Consider the following 14,035-nt stretch of genomic DNA (forward strand, 5'->3'; position numbering starts at 1 on the left):
GATGAACCCACACCTGCGCACCGCGATCGTGATCGAGGACGAGCCCCAGATCCGCCGCTTCGTGCGCGGCGCGCTGGAGGAGGAGGGCTGGCAGGTGCACGAGGCCGCCACGCTGCGCGAGGGGCTGTCCGCGGCCGGAACGCGCCAGCCCGACCTGCTGGTGCTGGACCTGGGGCTGCCCGACGGCGACGGCGTGGTGCTGATCCGCGACGTGCGGAGCTGGTCGGCCGTGCCGATCATCGTGCTCTCCGCACGCACCGACGAGGCCGACAAGATCGCCGCGCAGGACGCGGGCGCGGACGACTACCTCACCAAGCCCTTCGGCACCGGCGAGCTGCTCGCGCGCGTGCGCGCCAACCTGCGCCGGCCGCGCCCCGCCACGGGCCAGGGGCTGCAGGCCGACGCGGCCGAGCCCGTGTTCCGCTTCGGCGACATCGAAGTGGACCGCAGCGCGCGCCTCGTGCGGCGCGCGGGCACGGCCGTGCACCTCACGCCCACCGAATACCGCATGCTGACGGTGCTGGTGGCCAATGCCGGCCGCGTCATCACCCAGCGCCAGCTGCTGCGCGAGGTCTGGGGGCCGGCACGCTCCGACCAGAGCCACTACCTGCGCATCTACATGGGCCACCTGCGGCAGAAGCTCGAAGCCGATCCCGCGCAGCCGCGGCATCTGCTGACCGAGACGGGCGTCGGTTACCGCCTGGCCGTCTGACCCGGGATCACGGCGGCCCGGCAGGCGTCGCCGGGTCGTTCGGATTTGCAGCGGATTGACGGAAGCCGCCGGACTTTTTACGCCCTTTTGACGCGTGCATTCCTAGACTGGAAGCCTGTTCCATCCTGCTTCCCGACGTGGCGCCCGGCGCTGCGCGAAGCCACCACGACATGCTGCTGCATCGGATATTCCTGCAGGAAGAGGGCGCTGCCGGCGCCCCGTGCTCCCATCCCCGCACCGCCGGCCCCGCGGCCCATGGCGTGGTCCTGCCGATCCGGCTGGCCCGGGAGCCTGCGCTGCGCATCCGGCAGCGCCTGCATGCCGCGCTCGGGCCGCTGCTGGGCACCTACCGGCTGTCGGTGGATGCGGTGCGGCCGGTGTGCACCGTCCACCTGCATCTGCGGCAGGACGATGTCGGCGAGTGCATGGACCGGATCATGGCCGCTCTGCCCACGGCGGAATTCGGGCCCGTGGGCCGTGTGCTGCACGAGGAGGGGCCCCGTCCGCCCGCGCTGCCGCCGCGCGGCGCGTACCGTGCGCAGGCGTGACATGGGCACCGCGTGGCATGTGGGCATGGCTTTGCTCGCCCTGTTCGCGCCGATGGCCCTCGCCTGGGCCCTCGTGCGCTGGAGCATGCGCCGCTCCGGGCGGCGGCTGCCGGACTAGGCCGGCTGGACGCCCGCCGCGTGCGCCTGCTGGTCCGCGTGGTAGCTCGAACGCACCATCGCGCCCACGGCGGCGTGGGTGAAGCCCATCTTGTAGGCTTCCTCTTCGTACATCTTGAAGGTGTCCGGATGGACGTAGCGGCGCACCGGCAGGTGGCTGTTGGAGGGCGCGAGGTACTGGCCGATGGTCAGCATGTCGATGTCGTGCGCGCGCATGTCGCGCATCACCTGCAGGATCTCCTCGTCGGTCTCGCCCAGGCCGACCATGATGCCGCTCTTGGTGGGCACGCCGGGGTGCAGCGCCTTGAACTTCTTGAGCAGGTTCAGGCTGAACTGGTAGTCGGAGCCCGGGCGCGCTTCCTTGTAGAGGCGCGGCGCGGTTTCCAGGTTGTGGTTCATCACGTCGGGCGGCGCGGCCTTGAGGATCTCCAGCGCGCGGTCGTCGCGGCCGCGGAAGTCGGGCACCAGGATCTCGATCTGCGTCTGGGGCGAGAGCGCGCGGATGTTCTGGATGCACTCCACGAAATGGCCGCTGCCGCCGTCGCGCAGGTCGTCGCGGTCCACGCTCGTGATCACCACGTACTTCAGCTTGAGCGCGGCGATGGTGCGCGCGAGGTTCAGCGGCTCGTCCTTGTCGAGCGGGTCCGGACGGCCGTGGCCCACGTCGCAGAACGGGCAGCGGCGCGTGCACTTGTCGCCCATGATCATGAACGTGGCCGTGCCCTTGCCGAAGCACTCGCCGATGTTGGGGCAGGAGGCTTCCTCGCACACGGTGTGCAGCTTGTGCTCGCGCAGGATCTCCTTGATCTCGTAGAAGCGCGTGGTGGGCGAGCCGGCCTTGACGCGGATCCACTCGGGCTTCTTCAGCACCTCGCCCTGTTCCACCTTGATGGGAATGCGCGAGAGCTTCGCGGCGGCTTTCTGCTTGGCGAGCGGGTTGTAGGCAACGGTGGATTGCGCTTCGCGGACGACTTCGGGAGTGCTCATGGCTGGTGCGGGAGTCAGGGCGCGAGGCGGATCGCCAGTTGGCGCGCCAGTACGGCCGCCGCTTCGTCCCAGGTGGTGTGAACGCCGATTGTAGAAAGGTCGACGGTCGGCAACCCTGCGTAGCCGCAAGGGTTGATGCGCGAGAAGGGTTCCAGGTCCATGTCGACGTTCAGCGCGACACCGTGGTAGGTGCAGTGCCGCGTCACCTTGATGCCGAGCGCGGCGATCTTGCCCAGGCCGGAGAAATCGGGGGCCGCCGCGGGCGCCGACGGGTCGGCCTGCTGCGGGCGCTGGGGCAGCAGCGCATGGCTGCGCGGGTCGGCCAGCCGCACGTAGATGCCCGGCGCGCCGGCCACGCGGTGGCCCGTGACGCCGAAATGCGCGAGCGTGCGGATCGCGGCCTCTTCCACGCGGTGGACGTATTCCTTCACGTAGTAGCCGGCGCGCCGCAGGTCGACGAGCGGATAGGCCACCACCTGCCCGGGGCCGTGGAAGGTGACCTGCCCGCCGCGGTTGGTGGCGACCACGGGGATGTCGCCCGGGGCCAGCAGGTGGTCGGCGCGGCCCGCGAGGCCCTGCGTGAAGTGGGGCGCGTGCTCGCACACCCAGAGGGCGTCGGGCGTGCTTTCGGTGCGCTGCCCGGTGAATGCCTGCATGGCCTCCACCGTCTCGCGCAAGTCCACGCGTCCGAGCATCCGCACCTGCATGGCGCCGTCCACGGTCAGAGCACCACCTTCACCATGGGATGCGACGAGAGCGCGCGGTACAGGTCGTCGAGCTGCTCGCGGCTGGTCGCGGTGACGGTGAGCGTCACGCCCAGGTAATTTCCTTCGCGGCTGTCACGCAACTCGATGGTCGAGGCATCGAAGGACGGATCGAAGCTGCGGGCGACTTCGGCGAGCGCATGGACGAAGCCGTCCGCCTTGCGGCCCATCACCTTGATGGGGAAGCTGGAGGGGTACTCGATGAGCGATTCCTTGCGCGGATCGCCCTCGGCGCCGATGACGGGGGAGGGGGTCGGGGGCTGGGTCATGCGATGATTGTCGGTGAAGCGGTAGGGAAGCGAAGCTGCGTGGGCGTGCGCCACATTGGTGCCGCGGGCGCCCGCATTCACCCACCGGGTGCGTCGATGTGCACCGGTGTCGCGCGCGCGCCCCAGGGCATTGCAGGATGCAACGGGTTTTTACTTATAATCAGGGGCTTTGTAAGAAGTTCCAGCCCGCGAGCCGGGTGTCCACAGGCGTTCACCAACCATGAAAACAGACGCTCCGGACACTGGAACTGAGGTCGAGGATTCCGGTTTCAAGCCCCTTTCCGCCGCCGAGGCGCAGGCGTGGCGCCAGCGCCATCCGCCGGTGTCCATCTGGCGCATCGTGGCGGGCCAGGCCCTGGTGGGGCTGCTGGCGGCCCTGGTGGCCTGGGGCGCAACCGGTCGCTCCCACGTCGCCTGGTCGACGGGTTACGGGGCGCTGGCGGTGGTCCTTCCCGCGGCGCTCTTCGCCCGGGGCATGGCGCGCCAGAGGTCGTCGGCCGGGGGCGCCCTGACGGGGCTCTTCGGATGGGAATTGGTCAAGATTGCTTTGACCGTCGCCATGCTGGCGGCGGCGCCCCGGCTGGTGCCGGGATTGAGCTGGCTGGCTCTGCTCGCCGGCATGGTGGTGACGATGAAAACGTACTGGATCGCGCTCATGGCGGGGTCCGGTGTCCGCAAACCGATTGATTGAGAGAAGAGTTGTCCGATGGCCGCAGAAGCGCATGCCCCGACTGCCAGTGAATACATCGTTCACCACTTGCAGCATCTCCAGAACATCAAGCAGAAGTCGATCGTCGACTTCTCCGTGGTGAACTACGACTCCGTCATCGTCGGCCTGGTGCTGGGCGCCATCGCCCTGTTCACCTTCTGGATCTGCGCCCGCAAGGCGACCTCCGGCGTGCCGGGCCGCTTCCAGGCCGCCGTCGAGATCCTGGTCGAGATGGTCGACAACCAGGCCAAGGCCAACATCCACAACGCCGAGAGCCGCAAGTTCATCGCTCCGCTGGCCCTCACCGTGTTCGTGTGGATCTTCCTCATGAACGCGATGGACATGCTCCCCGTCGACCTGCTGCCCGCCATCTGGGCGCAGATCTACGGCGCCGCCGGCCACGATCCGCACCACGCCTACCTGCGTGTCGTGCCCACCGCCGACCTCTCCACCACCCTCGGCCTGTCCACGGCCGTGCTGATCCTCTGCCTGTACTACAGCGTGAAGATCAAGGGCCTGGGCGGCTGGGCGCACGAACTCGTGACGGCCCCGTTCGGCACGAGCAAGAATCCCGTCTTCGCCCTGATCCTGGGCGTGGTCAATCTGCTGATGCAGATCATCGAATACGTTGCCAAGACCGTGTCGCATGGCATGCGGCTGTTCGGCAACATGTACGCTGGTGAGTTGGTGTTCATGCTGATCGCCCTGATGGGCGGCGCGGCAGCCATGTCGCTTTCCGGTGTGTTGCTCCCCGTGGGGCACATCATTGCGGGCTCTATCTGGGCGATCTTCCACATCCTGGTGATCACCCTGCAGGCCTTCATTTTCATGATGCTGGCGCTGATCTACCTCGGCCAGGCACATGACGCTCACTGAGCCTTCCCTTTCCTTCCTTCTCAACCTTTCTTTCTTTTCATCCTAGGAGTCATCATGGAAAACATTCTCGGTCTCGTCGCTCTGGCTTGTGGTCTGATCGTGGGTCTGGGCGCCATCGGCGCATCGATCGGCATCGCTCTGATGGGTGGCAAGTACCTCGAAGCTTCCGCCCGCCAGCCCGAGCTGATCAACGAACTGCAGACCAAGATGTTCATCTTGGCCGGCCTGATCGACGCCGCCTTCCTGATCGGTGTCGCCATCGCCCTGCTGTTCGCCTTCGCCAACCCCTTCGTCCTGGCCTGATTCCCGACCAACGCCCAACTAGAAAGGTGTTGCCGTGAGTATCAACGCGACCCTGTTCGTTCAGGCCATCGTCTTCCTGATCCTGGTGCTGTTCACGATGAAGTTCGTGTGGCCCCCGATCGCGAAGGCGCTGGACGAGCGAGCCCAGAAAATCGCCGAAGGCCTCGCTGCTGCCGACCGCGCCAAGTCCGAACTCACCGCTGTGAACCAGCGCGTCGAGAAGGAACTCGCGCAGACGCGCAACGAGACGGCATCGCGTCTTGCGGACGCCGAACGCCGTGCCCAGGCCATCATCGAAGAGGCCAAGGCCCGTGCGACCGAGGAAGGCAACAAGATCGTCGCCGCCGCCCGTGCCGAAGCCGAGCAGCAGACGGTCCAGGCCCGCGAAGCCCTGCGCGAGCAGGTGGCTGCGCTGGCCGTCAAGGGTGCCGAGCAGATCCTCCGCAAGGAGGTGAACGCCGGCGTCCACGCCGATCTGCTGAACCGGCTCAAGACCGAGCTGTAAGTAAGGGACGCAACCATGGCTGAACTCGCCACCATTGCCCGCCCTTACGCGGAAGCCCTGTTCAAGGCCAGCGCTGCCCAGCCGGGCGCCGGCCTGGGCAGCACCGTCGCCTGGGTGGACGAACTGGCGGCGATCGCTGCCGACCCACAGGTGCGGCAGCTGGCCGACAACCCGAAGGTCACGCCCGAACAGCTGTTCGACCTGATCGCCGGTGTGGTGCGCGCGCCGCTCTCCGATGCGGCCCGCAACTTCCTGCGCGTGCTCATCGACAACGGCCGCCTCGACGCGCTGCCCGAAGTGGCGGCGCAGTTCCGCGCCCTCGTCAACCGCCAGAGCGGCTCGTCCGACGCGGTCGTCCACAGCGCCTTCCCGATCGATGCCTCCGCCCTGGCGGAGCTCGGCGTCTCGCTGGAGAAGCGTTTCGGCCGCAAGCTGAACCTCTCCGTGCAGCAGGACGCCTCGCTGATCGGCGGCGTGCGCGTGGTCGTGGGCGACGAGGTGCTGGACACCTCCGTCAAGGCCCGTCTGGAACAAATGAAAGCGGCCCTCGTCGCGTAAGCGCCCGAGGTTTCGGCTAACCCAAGAAAGAAGGAAAGAGTCATGCAACTCAATCCCGCAGAGATTTCTGAACTGATCAAGAGCCGCATCGAAGGTCTGGCAGCCAGCAGCGACATCCGCAACCAGGGCACCGTGGTGTCCGTGACCGACGGTATCGTGCGCGTCCATGGCCTGTCGGACGTGATGCAGGGCGAAATGCTGGAATTCCCGGCCAGCCAGGACGGCCAGCCTTCCTACGGCCTGGCCCTGAACCTCGAGCGCGACTCCGTCGGCGCCGTGATCCTGGGCGAGTACGAGCACATCTCCGAAGGCGACACCGTGAAGTGCACGGGCCGCATCCTGGAAGTGCCCGTGGGCCCCGAACTGGTCGGCCGCGTGGTGAACGCCCTGGGCCAGCCCATCGACGGCAAGGGCCCGATCAACGCCAAGCTGACGGACGTGATCGAGAAGGTCGCTCCCGGCGTGATCGCGCGCCAGTCCGTGGACCAGCCGCTGCAGACCGGCATCAAGTCCATCGACGCCATGGTGCCCGTGGGCCGTGGCCAGCGCGAGCTGATCATCGGTGACCGCCAGACCGGCAAGACGGCCGTGGCGATCGACGCCATCATCGCCCAGAAGGGCCAGGGCGTGACGTGTATCTACGTCGCGATCGGCCAGAAGGCTTCCTCGATCAAGAACGTGGTGCGCGCCCTGGAACAGGCCGGCGCCATGGAATACACGATCGTGGTGGCGGCATCGGCTTCCGAGTCGGCGGCCATGCAGTACGTGTCGGCCTACTCCGGCTGCACGATGGGCGAATACTTCCGCGACCGCGGCGAAGACGCGCTGATCGTGTATGACGACCTGTCCAAGCAGGCCGTGGCCTACCGCCAGGTCTCGCTGCTGCTGCGCCGCCCCCCGGGCCGCGAAGCCTACCCCGGCGACGTGTTCTATCTCCACAGCCGCCTGCTGGAGCGTGCCGCCCGCGTGAACGCCGACTACGTCGAAGCCTTCACCAAGGGTGAAGTCAAGGGCAAGACGGGTTCGCTGACGGCCCTGCCGATCATCGAAACGCAGGCCGGCGACGTGTCCGCCTTCGTGCCGACGAACGTGATCTCGATCACCGACGGCCAGATCTTCCTGGAAACCAGCCTGTTCAACGCCGGCATCCGTCCCGCCATCAACGCCGGTATCTCGGTGTCCCGCGTGGGCGGTGCAGCGCAGACCAAGCTGGTGAAGGGCCTGTCCGGCGGTATCCGTACCGACCTGGCGCAGTACCGTGAACTGGCCGCTTTCGCCCAGTTCGCATCCGACCTGGACGAAGCCACCCGCAAGCAGCTGGACCGCGGTGCCCGCGTGACCGAGCTGCTGAAGCAGCCGCAGTACAGCCCGCTGCCCATCTCGCTGATGGGTTCGACGCTGTTCGCAGTGAACAAGGGCTTCATGGACGACGTGGACGTGAAGAAGGTGCTCGCCTTCGAATCCGGCCTGCACCAGTTCCTCAAGACCAGCCACGGCGCCCTGCTGGAGCGCCTGGAGAAGAACCGTGCCTTCGACAAGGAAGGCAAGGACGAGGCCGAACTGACGCAAGCCATCACGGCCTTCAAGAAGTCGTTCGCCTAAACCGAACGAGGAGCCATCATGGCAGCAGGCAAGGAAATACGCGGCAAGATCAAATCGGTGGAGAACACCAAGAAGATCACCAAGGCCATGGAAATGGTGGCCGCGTCCAAGATGCGCAAGGCGCAGGACCGCATGCGTGCCGCACGGCCTTACAGCGAGAAGATCCGCAACATCGCGGCGAACCTCGGCCAGGCCAATCCCGAGTACGTCCATCCCTTCATGAAGTCGAACGACGCCAAGACGGCCGGCTTCATCGTGGTGACGACGGACAAGGGCCTGTGCGGCGGCATGAACACCAACGTGCTGCGTGCCGTGACGGCGAAGCTGCGCGAACTGCAGTCGCAGGGCGTGACCACGCAGACCGTCGCGATCGGCAACAAGGGCCTCGGCTTCCTGAACCGTGTCGGCGCCCAGGTGGTGTCGCACGTGACCGGGCTGGGGGACACCCCCCACCTGGACAAGCTGATCGGCCCCGTGAAGGTGCTGCTGGACGCCTATGCGGAAGGCAAGATCAACGGCGTGTACCTCGCGTACACGAAGTTCATCAACACCATGAAGCAGGAATCGGTCGTGGAGCAGCTGCTGCCGCTCTCGTCCGAGAAGATGCAGGCCGAGAAGACGGAACACGGCTGGGACTACATCTACGAGCCCGATGCCCAGAGCGTCATCGACGACCTGCTCGTGCGCTACGTCGAGTCGCTGATCTACCAGGCCGTGGCCGAGAACATGGCGTCCGAGCAGTCGGCGCGCATGGTGGCCATGAAGGCCGCCACGGACAACGCGGGCAACGTCATCGGCGAACTCAAGCTGGTCTACAACAAGACGCGCCAGGCCGCGATCACGAAAGAACTTTCGGAGATCGTCGCGGGTGCCGCGGCAGTTTAAATTTTTGGAGCAAATGCAATGGCTCAAGAGAACACCCAAGTGAACGCTGGCGTTCAGGGCAAGATCGTTCAATGTATCGGCGCCGTGGTGGACGTCGAGTTCCCGCGCGACCGGATGCCCAAGGTGTATGACGCACTGAAGCTCGAAGGCTCCCCGCTGACGCTGGAAGTGCAGCAGCAGCTCGGCGACGGCGTGGTGCGTACCATCGCGCTGGGCTCGTCCGACGGCCTGCGCCGCGGCCTGATGGTGTCCAACACCGGCAACCCGATCACCGTGCCCGTGGGCAAGGCGACGCTGGGCCGCATCATGGACGTGCTGGGCTCGCCGATCGACGAGCGCGGCCCGGTCAGCCAGGAACTGACGGCCTCCATCCACCGCAAGGCGCCCGCGTACGACGAACTGTCGCCGTCGCAGGAGCTGCTGGAGACCGGCATCAAGGTGATCGACCTGGTGTGCCCGTTCGCCAAGGGCGGCAAGGTGGGCCTGTTCGGCGGCGCCGGCGTGGGCAAGACCGTGAACATGATGGAGCTCATCAACAACATCGCCAAGGCCCACAGCGGTCTGTCGGTGTTCGCCGGTGTGGGCGAGCGGACCCGTGAAGGCAACGACTTCTATCACGAAATGGCCGATTCCGGCGTCGTGAACCTCGAGAAGCTCGAAGACTCCAAGGTCGCCATGGTCTACGGCCAGATGAACGAGCCCCCGGGCAACCGTCTGCGCGTGGCCCTGACCGGCCTGACGATCGCCGAGTCGTTCCGCGACGAAGGCCGCGACGTGCTGTTCTTCGTGGACAACATCTACCGCTACACGCTGGCCGGTACCGAAGTGTCCGCACTGCTGGGCCGCATGCCTTCCGCCGTGGGCTACCAGCCGACGCTGGCCGAGGAAATGGGCCGCCTGCAGGAGCGCATCACCTCCACCAAGGTGGGCTCGATCACCTCCATCCAGGCCGTGTACGTGCCTGCCGATGACTTGACCGACCCGTCGCCCGCCACGACCTTCGCCCACCTGGATTCCACCGTGGTGCTGTCGCGTGACATCGCCTCGCTGGGTATCTACCCCGCCGTGGACCCGCTGGACTCCACCAGCCGCCAGCTCGACCCGCAGGTCGTGGGCGAAGAGCACTACGCGGTCGCCCGCGGCGTGCAGGGCACGCTGCAGCGCTACAAGGAACTGCGCGACATCATCGCCATCCTGGGCATGGACGAACTGGCTCCCGAGGACAAGCTGGCCGTGGCCCGCGCCCGGAAGATCCAGCGTTTCCTGTCGCAGCCGTTCCACGTGGCCGAAGTGTTCACGGGCTCGCCCGGCAAGTACGTGCCGTTGGCGGAAACCATCCGCGGCTTCAAGATGATCGTGGCCGGCGAATGCGACCACCTGCCGGAGCAGGCGTTCTACATGGTCGGGACGATCGACGAAGCCTTCGAAAAGGCCAAGAAGGTCGCGTAAAGCGGCGCATACGGGCAGCCCGCGTCGTTGCCGTGCTCGCCGTACTCCTGTACGGCTCGTGCGCGGCGCCTAGCGGGCCCTCCCGTCTGCTTGCTTCACCCACCTTCTTTCAGAGCCCAGAGGAAAACCCATGAACACCATCCACGTCGACGTGGTCAGCGCCGAGGAGTCCATCTTCTCGGGTGAAGCGCGTTTCGTCGCGCTGCCCGGCGAGGCCGGCGAGCTCGGCATCTACCCGCGCCACACGCCGCTGATCACCCGCATCCGGCCGGGATCGGTGCGCATCGAGACGGCCGATGGCGGCGAAGAGTTCGTCTTCGTGGCTGGCGGCATCCTCGAGGTGCAGCCCGGCAGCGTGACCGTGCTGTCCGACACCGCCATCCGCGGCAAGGACCTGGACGACGAGAAGGCCGCAGCCGCCCGCGCCGCCGCCGAGGAAGCGCTCAAGAATGCCAAGAGCGACGTCGATTTCGCGAAGGCGCAGTCCGAGCTGGCCGTGATGGCCGCGCAGATCGCTGCGCTGCGCAAGTTCCGCCAGAAGCGCTGAGCGGCCGCCTCCGCCAGCCACTCCTCCCCTCGGCCGTCCAGGCCCTGAGGGAACACGATCAAGCCGCCCTCGGGCGGCTTTTTCTTTGCCTGACCGCTCCCCTGACCGGTTCCATGCGTCGGAAACCGGGGCCCCGGGTAGGCGTGCTCCGACATCGGCATGCGGCGCGCTGGACGGTGCCGGAAAACGCCCTGGCGATAGCATTCCTCATGCAAGCGCACACCAGGGCTTTCTTCCTTCTACGTACGACGCATTGGGCGGCGGGGTCAGCAGGGCGGCGGGTTGGCGCTTCTCCCCATCCCGCAGAAAGGCGCCTGCATGGCCGCGCCCTCCCATGACCTGGTGATCGCCCGGCCCGAAGGGCTGTACTGCCCGCCGGGCGACTTCTACATCGATCCCTGGAAGCCGGTGGACCGGGCCGTCATCACGCACGGCCACTCGGACCACGCGCGCTGGGGCCATCGGCACTACCTGGCGCACATCGACAGCGAAGGCACCCTGCGCACCCGCCTGGGGGAGGACATCACGCTGCAGACGCTGCCGTACGGGCAGGCCATCGAACACCACGGTGTGCGCATCTCGCTGCACCCTGCGGGCCACGTGCTCGGCTCTGCCCAGGTGCGGCTGGAGCACGGAGGGCGCGTGTGGGTGGCGTCGGGCGATTACAAGACGGGGGCGGACGGCACCTGCCCGCCGTTCGAGCCGGTGCGCTGCGACACCTTCATCACGGAATCGACCTTCGGCCTGCCGATCTACCGCTGGCCCTCGCAGGAGGAACTGTTCTCCGACATCAATGCCTGGTGGCGCGCCAACGCGGCCGAAGGGCGGCCGTCGGTGATGCTGTGCTACGCCTTCGGCAAGGCGCAGCGCATCCTGCACGGCGTCGATCCATCGATCGGTCCGATCGTGGTGCATGGCGCGGTGGAGCCGCTGAACCGCGTGTACCGCGCGGCGGGCGTGGCACTGCCGCCGACGCTGCGCGCCACCGATCCGGAGGTGACGGCGAAGCTGCTGCAGACGGCGCTGGTGGTGGCGCCTCCGTCCGCGCAGGGCACGCCCTGGATGCGGCGGTTCCCGCGCCATTCCGATGCGTTCGCGAGCGGCTGGATGCAGCTGCGCGGCACGCGGCGGCGGCGCGGGGTGGACCGGGGGTTCGTGATGTCGGACCATGCGGATTGGCCGGGCCTGCAGTCGGCGATCGGTGCCACGGGCGCGGAGCGCGTGTTCGTCACCCACGGCAGCGTGGCGGTGCTGGTGCGCTGGCTCTGCGAGCAGGGGCTGGATGCGCAGGGCTTCCAGACGGAGTACGGCGACGAGGACGGCGATGCCGGCCCGGCGGATGCCCCGGCCACACCGGCGGATGGCGACCCGGTCCCGCCGGTGGCCGAGCCTGGTGGCGATGCATCGCCGGTGCTGGATGCCGCGCCCGGCCCGCAAGAGGAGGGCGCATGAAGGATTTCGCGGCCCTCTACCGCGGGCTGGACGCGAGCACTTCCAACCTCGCCAAGCAGGCGGCGCTCCAGGCCTATCTGCGGGCTGCTGCGCCCGCGGATGCCGCCTGGGCCGTGTATTTCCTCGCTGGCGGCAAGCCGCGGCAGCTGGTGCCGACCAAGCTGCTGCGGCAGTTCGCGCGGGAAGCGGCGGGCCTGCCGGAGTGGCTGTTCGACGAGAGCTACGAGGCCGTCGGCGATCTGGCGGAAACCATCGCGCTGCTGCTGCCCCCGCCCACCGACCGCCACGAGCTGGGCCTTGCGGAATGGGTGGAGCAGCATCTGCTGCCGCTGCGGGGCCAGGCGCCCGAGGCGCTGGAGCCGGTGCTGCGCGCGCAGTGGGCCCGGCTGGCGCCGGAGGAGCGGCTGGTGTACTTCAAGCTCATCACGGGCGCGTTCCGCGTGGGGGTGTCGAAGCTGCAGGTCACGCAGGCGCTGGCCGCCGTGGGTGGCCTGGATCCGAAGCGCGTGGCGCAGCGCCTCATGGGCTACACCCACATCGGCGCACGGCCCGGGGCCGCGGACTACGAACGCCTCGTCGCGCCGCAACCCGAGGAGGGCAGCGGCGACGGTCCCGGCGGCAGCGGCAGCGCCGAGACCAGCGGCCATCCCTATCCGTTCTTCCTCGCACACCCTTTTTCGCTGCCGGTGGAGCAGTTCGACGCCACCCTCGGCCCACCCGGTGACTGGATCGTGGAGTGGAAATGGGACGGCATCCGAGCCCAGCTGGTGCGGCGCGCGGGCGCCACCTGGGTGTGGTCGCGCGGCGAGGAACTGGTGAGCGACCGGTTCCCCGAACTGCAGCGGCTGGGCGAGGAGGCCCTGCCGGACGGCACGGTGCTGGATGGCGAGATCGTCGTCTGGCAGCCTGCCGAAGGCGACACCGCGGCCCACGTGCGCCCGTTCGCGGACCTGCAGAAGCGCATCGGGCGCAAGACGCTGGGACCGAAGCTGCTGCGCGAGCTGCCCGTGGTGCTGCTCGCCTACGATCTGCTCGAAGAGGGCGGCCAGGATCTGCGCGCCCTGCCGCAGCACGAGCGCCGCGCGCGCCTGGACGCGCTGCTCGCCCGCACCGCGCACCCGTCGCTCGTGGCCAGCCCGGTGCTGCACGGAGCGAGTTGGCAGGACCTCGCCACGCAGCGCGCGCAGGCCCGCTCGCTGGGCGTGGAGGGGATGATGCTCAAGGCCCGCGGTGCGCAGTACGGCGTGGGCCGCACCAAGGACGTGGGGACCTGGTGGAAATGGAAGATCGACCCGCTCAGCATCGATGCGGTGCTGATCTATGCGCAGCGGGGGCACGGGCGCCGTGCGAGCCTCTACAGCGATTACACCTTCGCGGTCTGGGACGGCCCGCCCGGCACGGAAGGCCGCACGCTCGTGCCGTTCGCGAAGGCCTATTCGGGCCTGACCGATGCCGAGATGGCGCGCGTGGACGCGGTCATCCGGCGCACGACGCTCGAGACTTTCGGGCCGGTGCGCAGCGTGAAGCCGACGCTGGTGTTCGAGCTGGGGTTCGAGGGGATCGCGCGCAGTGCGCGGCACAAGAGCGGCATCGCGGTGAGGTTTCCGCGGATGCTGCGGTGGCGCGAGGACAAGCCGGTGGAGGAGGCGGATTCCCTCGATACGCTCGCGGCGCTGCTGCCGGATAGCGGCGGAGCACAGCCGCCGGCACCGACGCGATGACTGCGCCGGGCCGCGCGGGCCCGCCTCGCTT

Annotated in this window: 16 protein-coding genes; 13 read left to right on the top strand and 3 right to left on the bottom strand. The window is 67.9% G+C overall.

Annotated features, from left to right (window positions below; all coding sequences use genetic code 11):
• The first annotated feature begins 1 nt into the window (after nucleotide 1).
• The gene (gene kdpE / locus Q9R47_RS16155) at nucleotides 2-712 is read left to right on the top strand and encodes a two-component system response regulator KdpE (RefSeq protein ID WP_311234211.1); all 711 of its coding nucleotides are present in this window, start codon (nucleotides 2-4) and stop codon (nucleotides 710-712) included.
• Nucleotides 713-882: 170 nt separating this feature from the next.
• A complete protein-coding gene (locus tag Q9R47_RS16160) occupies nucleotides 883-1,260 on the top strand; it encodes a hypothetical protein (protein WP_311234212.1) in 378 nt (125 codons plus the stop codon).
• Nucleotides 1,261-1,374: 114 nt separating this feature from the next.
• Here the strand turns inward: Q9R47_RS16160 and lipA are convergent, their stop codons facing one another.
• From lipA to Q9R47_RS16175, 3 genes are read right to left on the bottom strand one after another with little or no spacing between them, the layout of a single operon-like run.
• Nucleotides 1,375-2,364 carry a lipoyl synthase gene (lipA, locus tag Q9R47_RS16165; protein ID WP_311234213.1) on the bottom strand — a complete coding sequence of 330 codons (990 nt, stop codon included), beginning with the start codon at nucleotides 2,362-2,364 and terminating at the stop codon, nucleotides 1,375-1,377.
• Nucleotides 2,365-2,378: 14 nt separating this feature from the next.
• The gene (lipB, locus tag Q9R47_RS16170) at nucleotides 2,379-3,071 is read right to left on the bottom strand and encodes a lipoyl(octanoyl) transferase LipB (protein WP_311234322.1); all 693 of its coding nucleotides are present in this window, start codon (nucleotides 3,069-3,071) and stop codon (nucleotides 2,379-2,381) included.
• Between the two features lie 14 nt (nucleotides 3,072-3,085).
• Nucleotides 3,086-3,397, bottom strand: coding sequence for a DUF493 family protein (locus Q9R47_RS16175; RefSeq protein WP_311234214.1), 312 nt, complete (start codon nucleotides 3,395-3,397; stop codon nucleotides 3,086-3,088).
• Between the two features lie 220 nt (nucleotides 3,398-3,617).
• Here Q9R47_RS16175 and Q9R47_RS16180 point away from each other — a divergent pair, with 220 nt between their 5' ends.
• The 11 genes from Q9R47_RS16180 to Q9R47_RS16230 all read left to right on the top strand — a co-directional run bounded on the left by Q9R47_RS16180 (nucleotide 3,618) and on the right by Q9R47_RS16230 (nucleotide 14,004).
• Entirely contained in the window at nucleotides 3,618-4,088 is a 471-nt protein-coding gene (locus Q9R47_RS16180; protein ID WP_311234215.1) for an ATP synthase subunit I, read from the top strand.
• Between the two features lie 15 nt (nucleotides 4,089-4,103).
• The gene (atpB, locus tag Q9R47_RS16185) at nucleotides 4,104-4,982 is read left to right on the top strand and encodes a F0F1 ATP synthase subunit A (RefSeq protein ID WP_013592931.1); all 879 of its coding nucleotides are present in this window, start codon (nucleotides 4,104-4,106) and stop codon (nucleotides 4,980-4,982) included.
• 54 nt (nucleotides 4,983-5,036) lie between these two features.
• On the top strand, nucleotides 5,037-5,285 hold the full coding sequence (gene atpE, locus Q9R47_RS16190; protein ID WP_011793551.1) for a F0F1 ATP synthase subunit C: 249 nt from the start codon (nucleotides 5,037-5,039) through the stop codon (nucleotides 5,283-5,285).
• Between the two features lie 34 nt (nucleotides 5,286-5,319).
• Nucleotides 5,320-5,790, top strand: coding sequence for a F0F1 ATP synthase subunit B (locus Q9R47_RS16195; protein ID WP_311234216.1), 471 nt, complete (start codon nucleotides 5,320-5,322; stop codon nucleotides 5,788-5,790).
• Between the two features lie 15 nt (nucleotides 5,791-5,805).
• A complete protein-coding gene (locus Q9R47_RS16200; protein ID WP_311234217.1) occupies nucleotides 5,806-6,348 on the top strand; it encodes a F0F1 ATP synthase subunit delta in 543 nt (180 codons plus the stop codon).
• A gap of 42 nt (nucleotides 6,349-6,390) precedes the next feature.
• Complete coding sequence (gene atpA / locus Q9R47_RS16205) at nucleotides 6,391-7,950, top strand: F0F1 ATP synthase subunit alpha (protein ID WP_311234218.1); 1,560 nt, start codon at nucleotides 6,391-6,393, stop codon at nucleotides 7,948-7,950.
• An 18-nt stretch (nucleotides 7,951-7,968) separates the two neighbouring features.
• On the top strand, nucleotides 7,969-8,835 hold the full coding sequence (atpG, locus tag Q9R47_RS16210) for a F0F1 ATP synthase subunit gamma (RefSeq protein ID WP_311234219.1): 867 nt from the start codon (nucleotides 7,969-7,971) through the stop codon (nucleotides 8,833-8,835).
• A gap of 18 nt (nucleotides 8,836-8,853) precedes the next feature.
• Nucleotides 8,854-10,284 (top strand): F0F1 ATP synthase subunit beta, encoded by a 1,431-nt coding sequence (atpD, locus tag Q9R47_RS16215; RefSeq protein WP_311234220.1) that lies wholly within the window; start codon nucleotides 8,854-8,856, stop codon nucleotides 10,282-10,284.
• Nucleotides 10,285-10,414: 130 nt separating this feature from the next.
• The gene (locus Q9R47_RS16220) at nucleotides 10,415-10,831 is read left to right on the top strand and encodes a F0F1 ATP synthase subunit epsilon (protein WP_311234221.1); all 417 of its coding nucleotides are present in this window, start codon (nucleotides 10,415-10,417) and stop codon (nucleotides 10,829-10,831) included.
• A 318-nt stretch (nucleotides 10,832-11,149) separates the two neighbouring features.
• The gene (locus Q9R47_RS16225; protein ID WP_311234222.1) at nucleotides 11,150-12,283 is read left to right on the top strand and encodes a ligase-associated DNA damage response exonuclease; all 1,134 of its coding nucleotides are present in this window, start codon (nucleotides 11,150-11,152) and stop codon (nucleotides 12,281-12,283) included.
• Nucleotides 12,280-14,004 (top strand): ATP-dependent DNA ligase, encoded by a 1,725-nt coding sequence (locus Q9R47_RS16230; RefSeq protein WP_311234223.1) that lies wholly within the window; start codon nucleotides 12,280-12,282, stop codon nucleotides 14,002-14,004. The genes Q9R47_RS16225 and Q9R47_RS16230 overlap by 4 nt, the downstream gene beginning before the upstream one ends.
• Nucleotides 14,005-14,035 lie beyond the last annotated feature (31 nt).

This window comes from Acidovorax sp. PRC11 (assembly GCF_031844105.1).
GTDB lineage: Bacteria > Pseudomonadota > Gammaproteobacteria > Burkholderiales > Burkholderiaceae_C > Paracidovorax.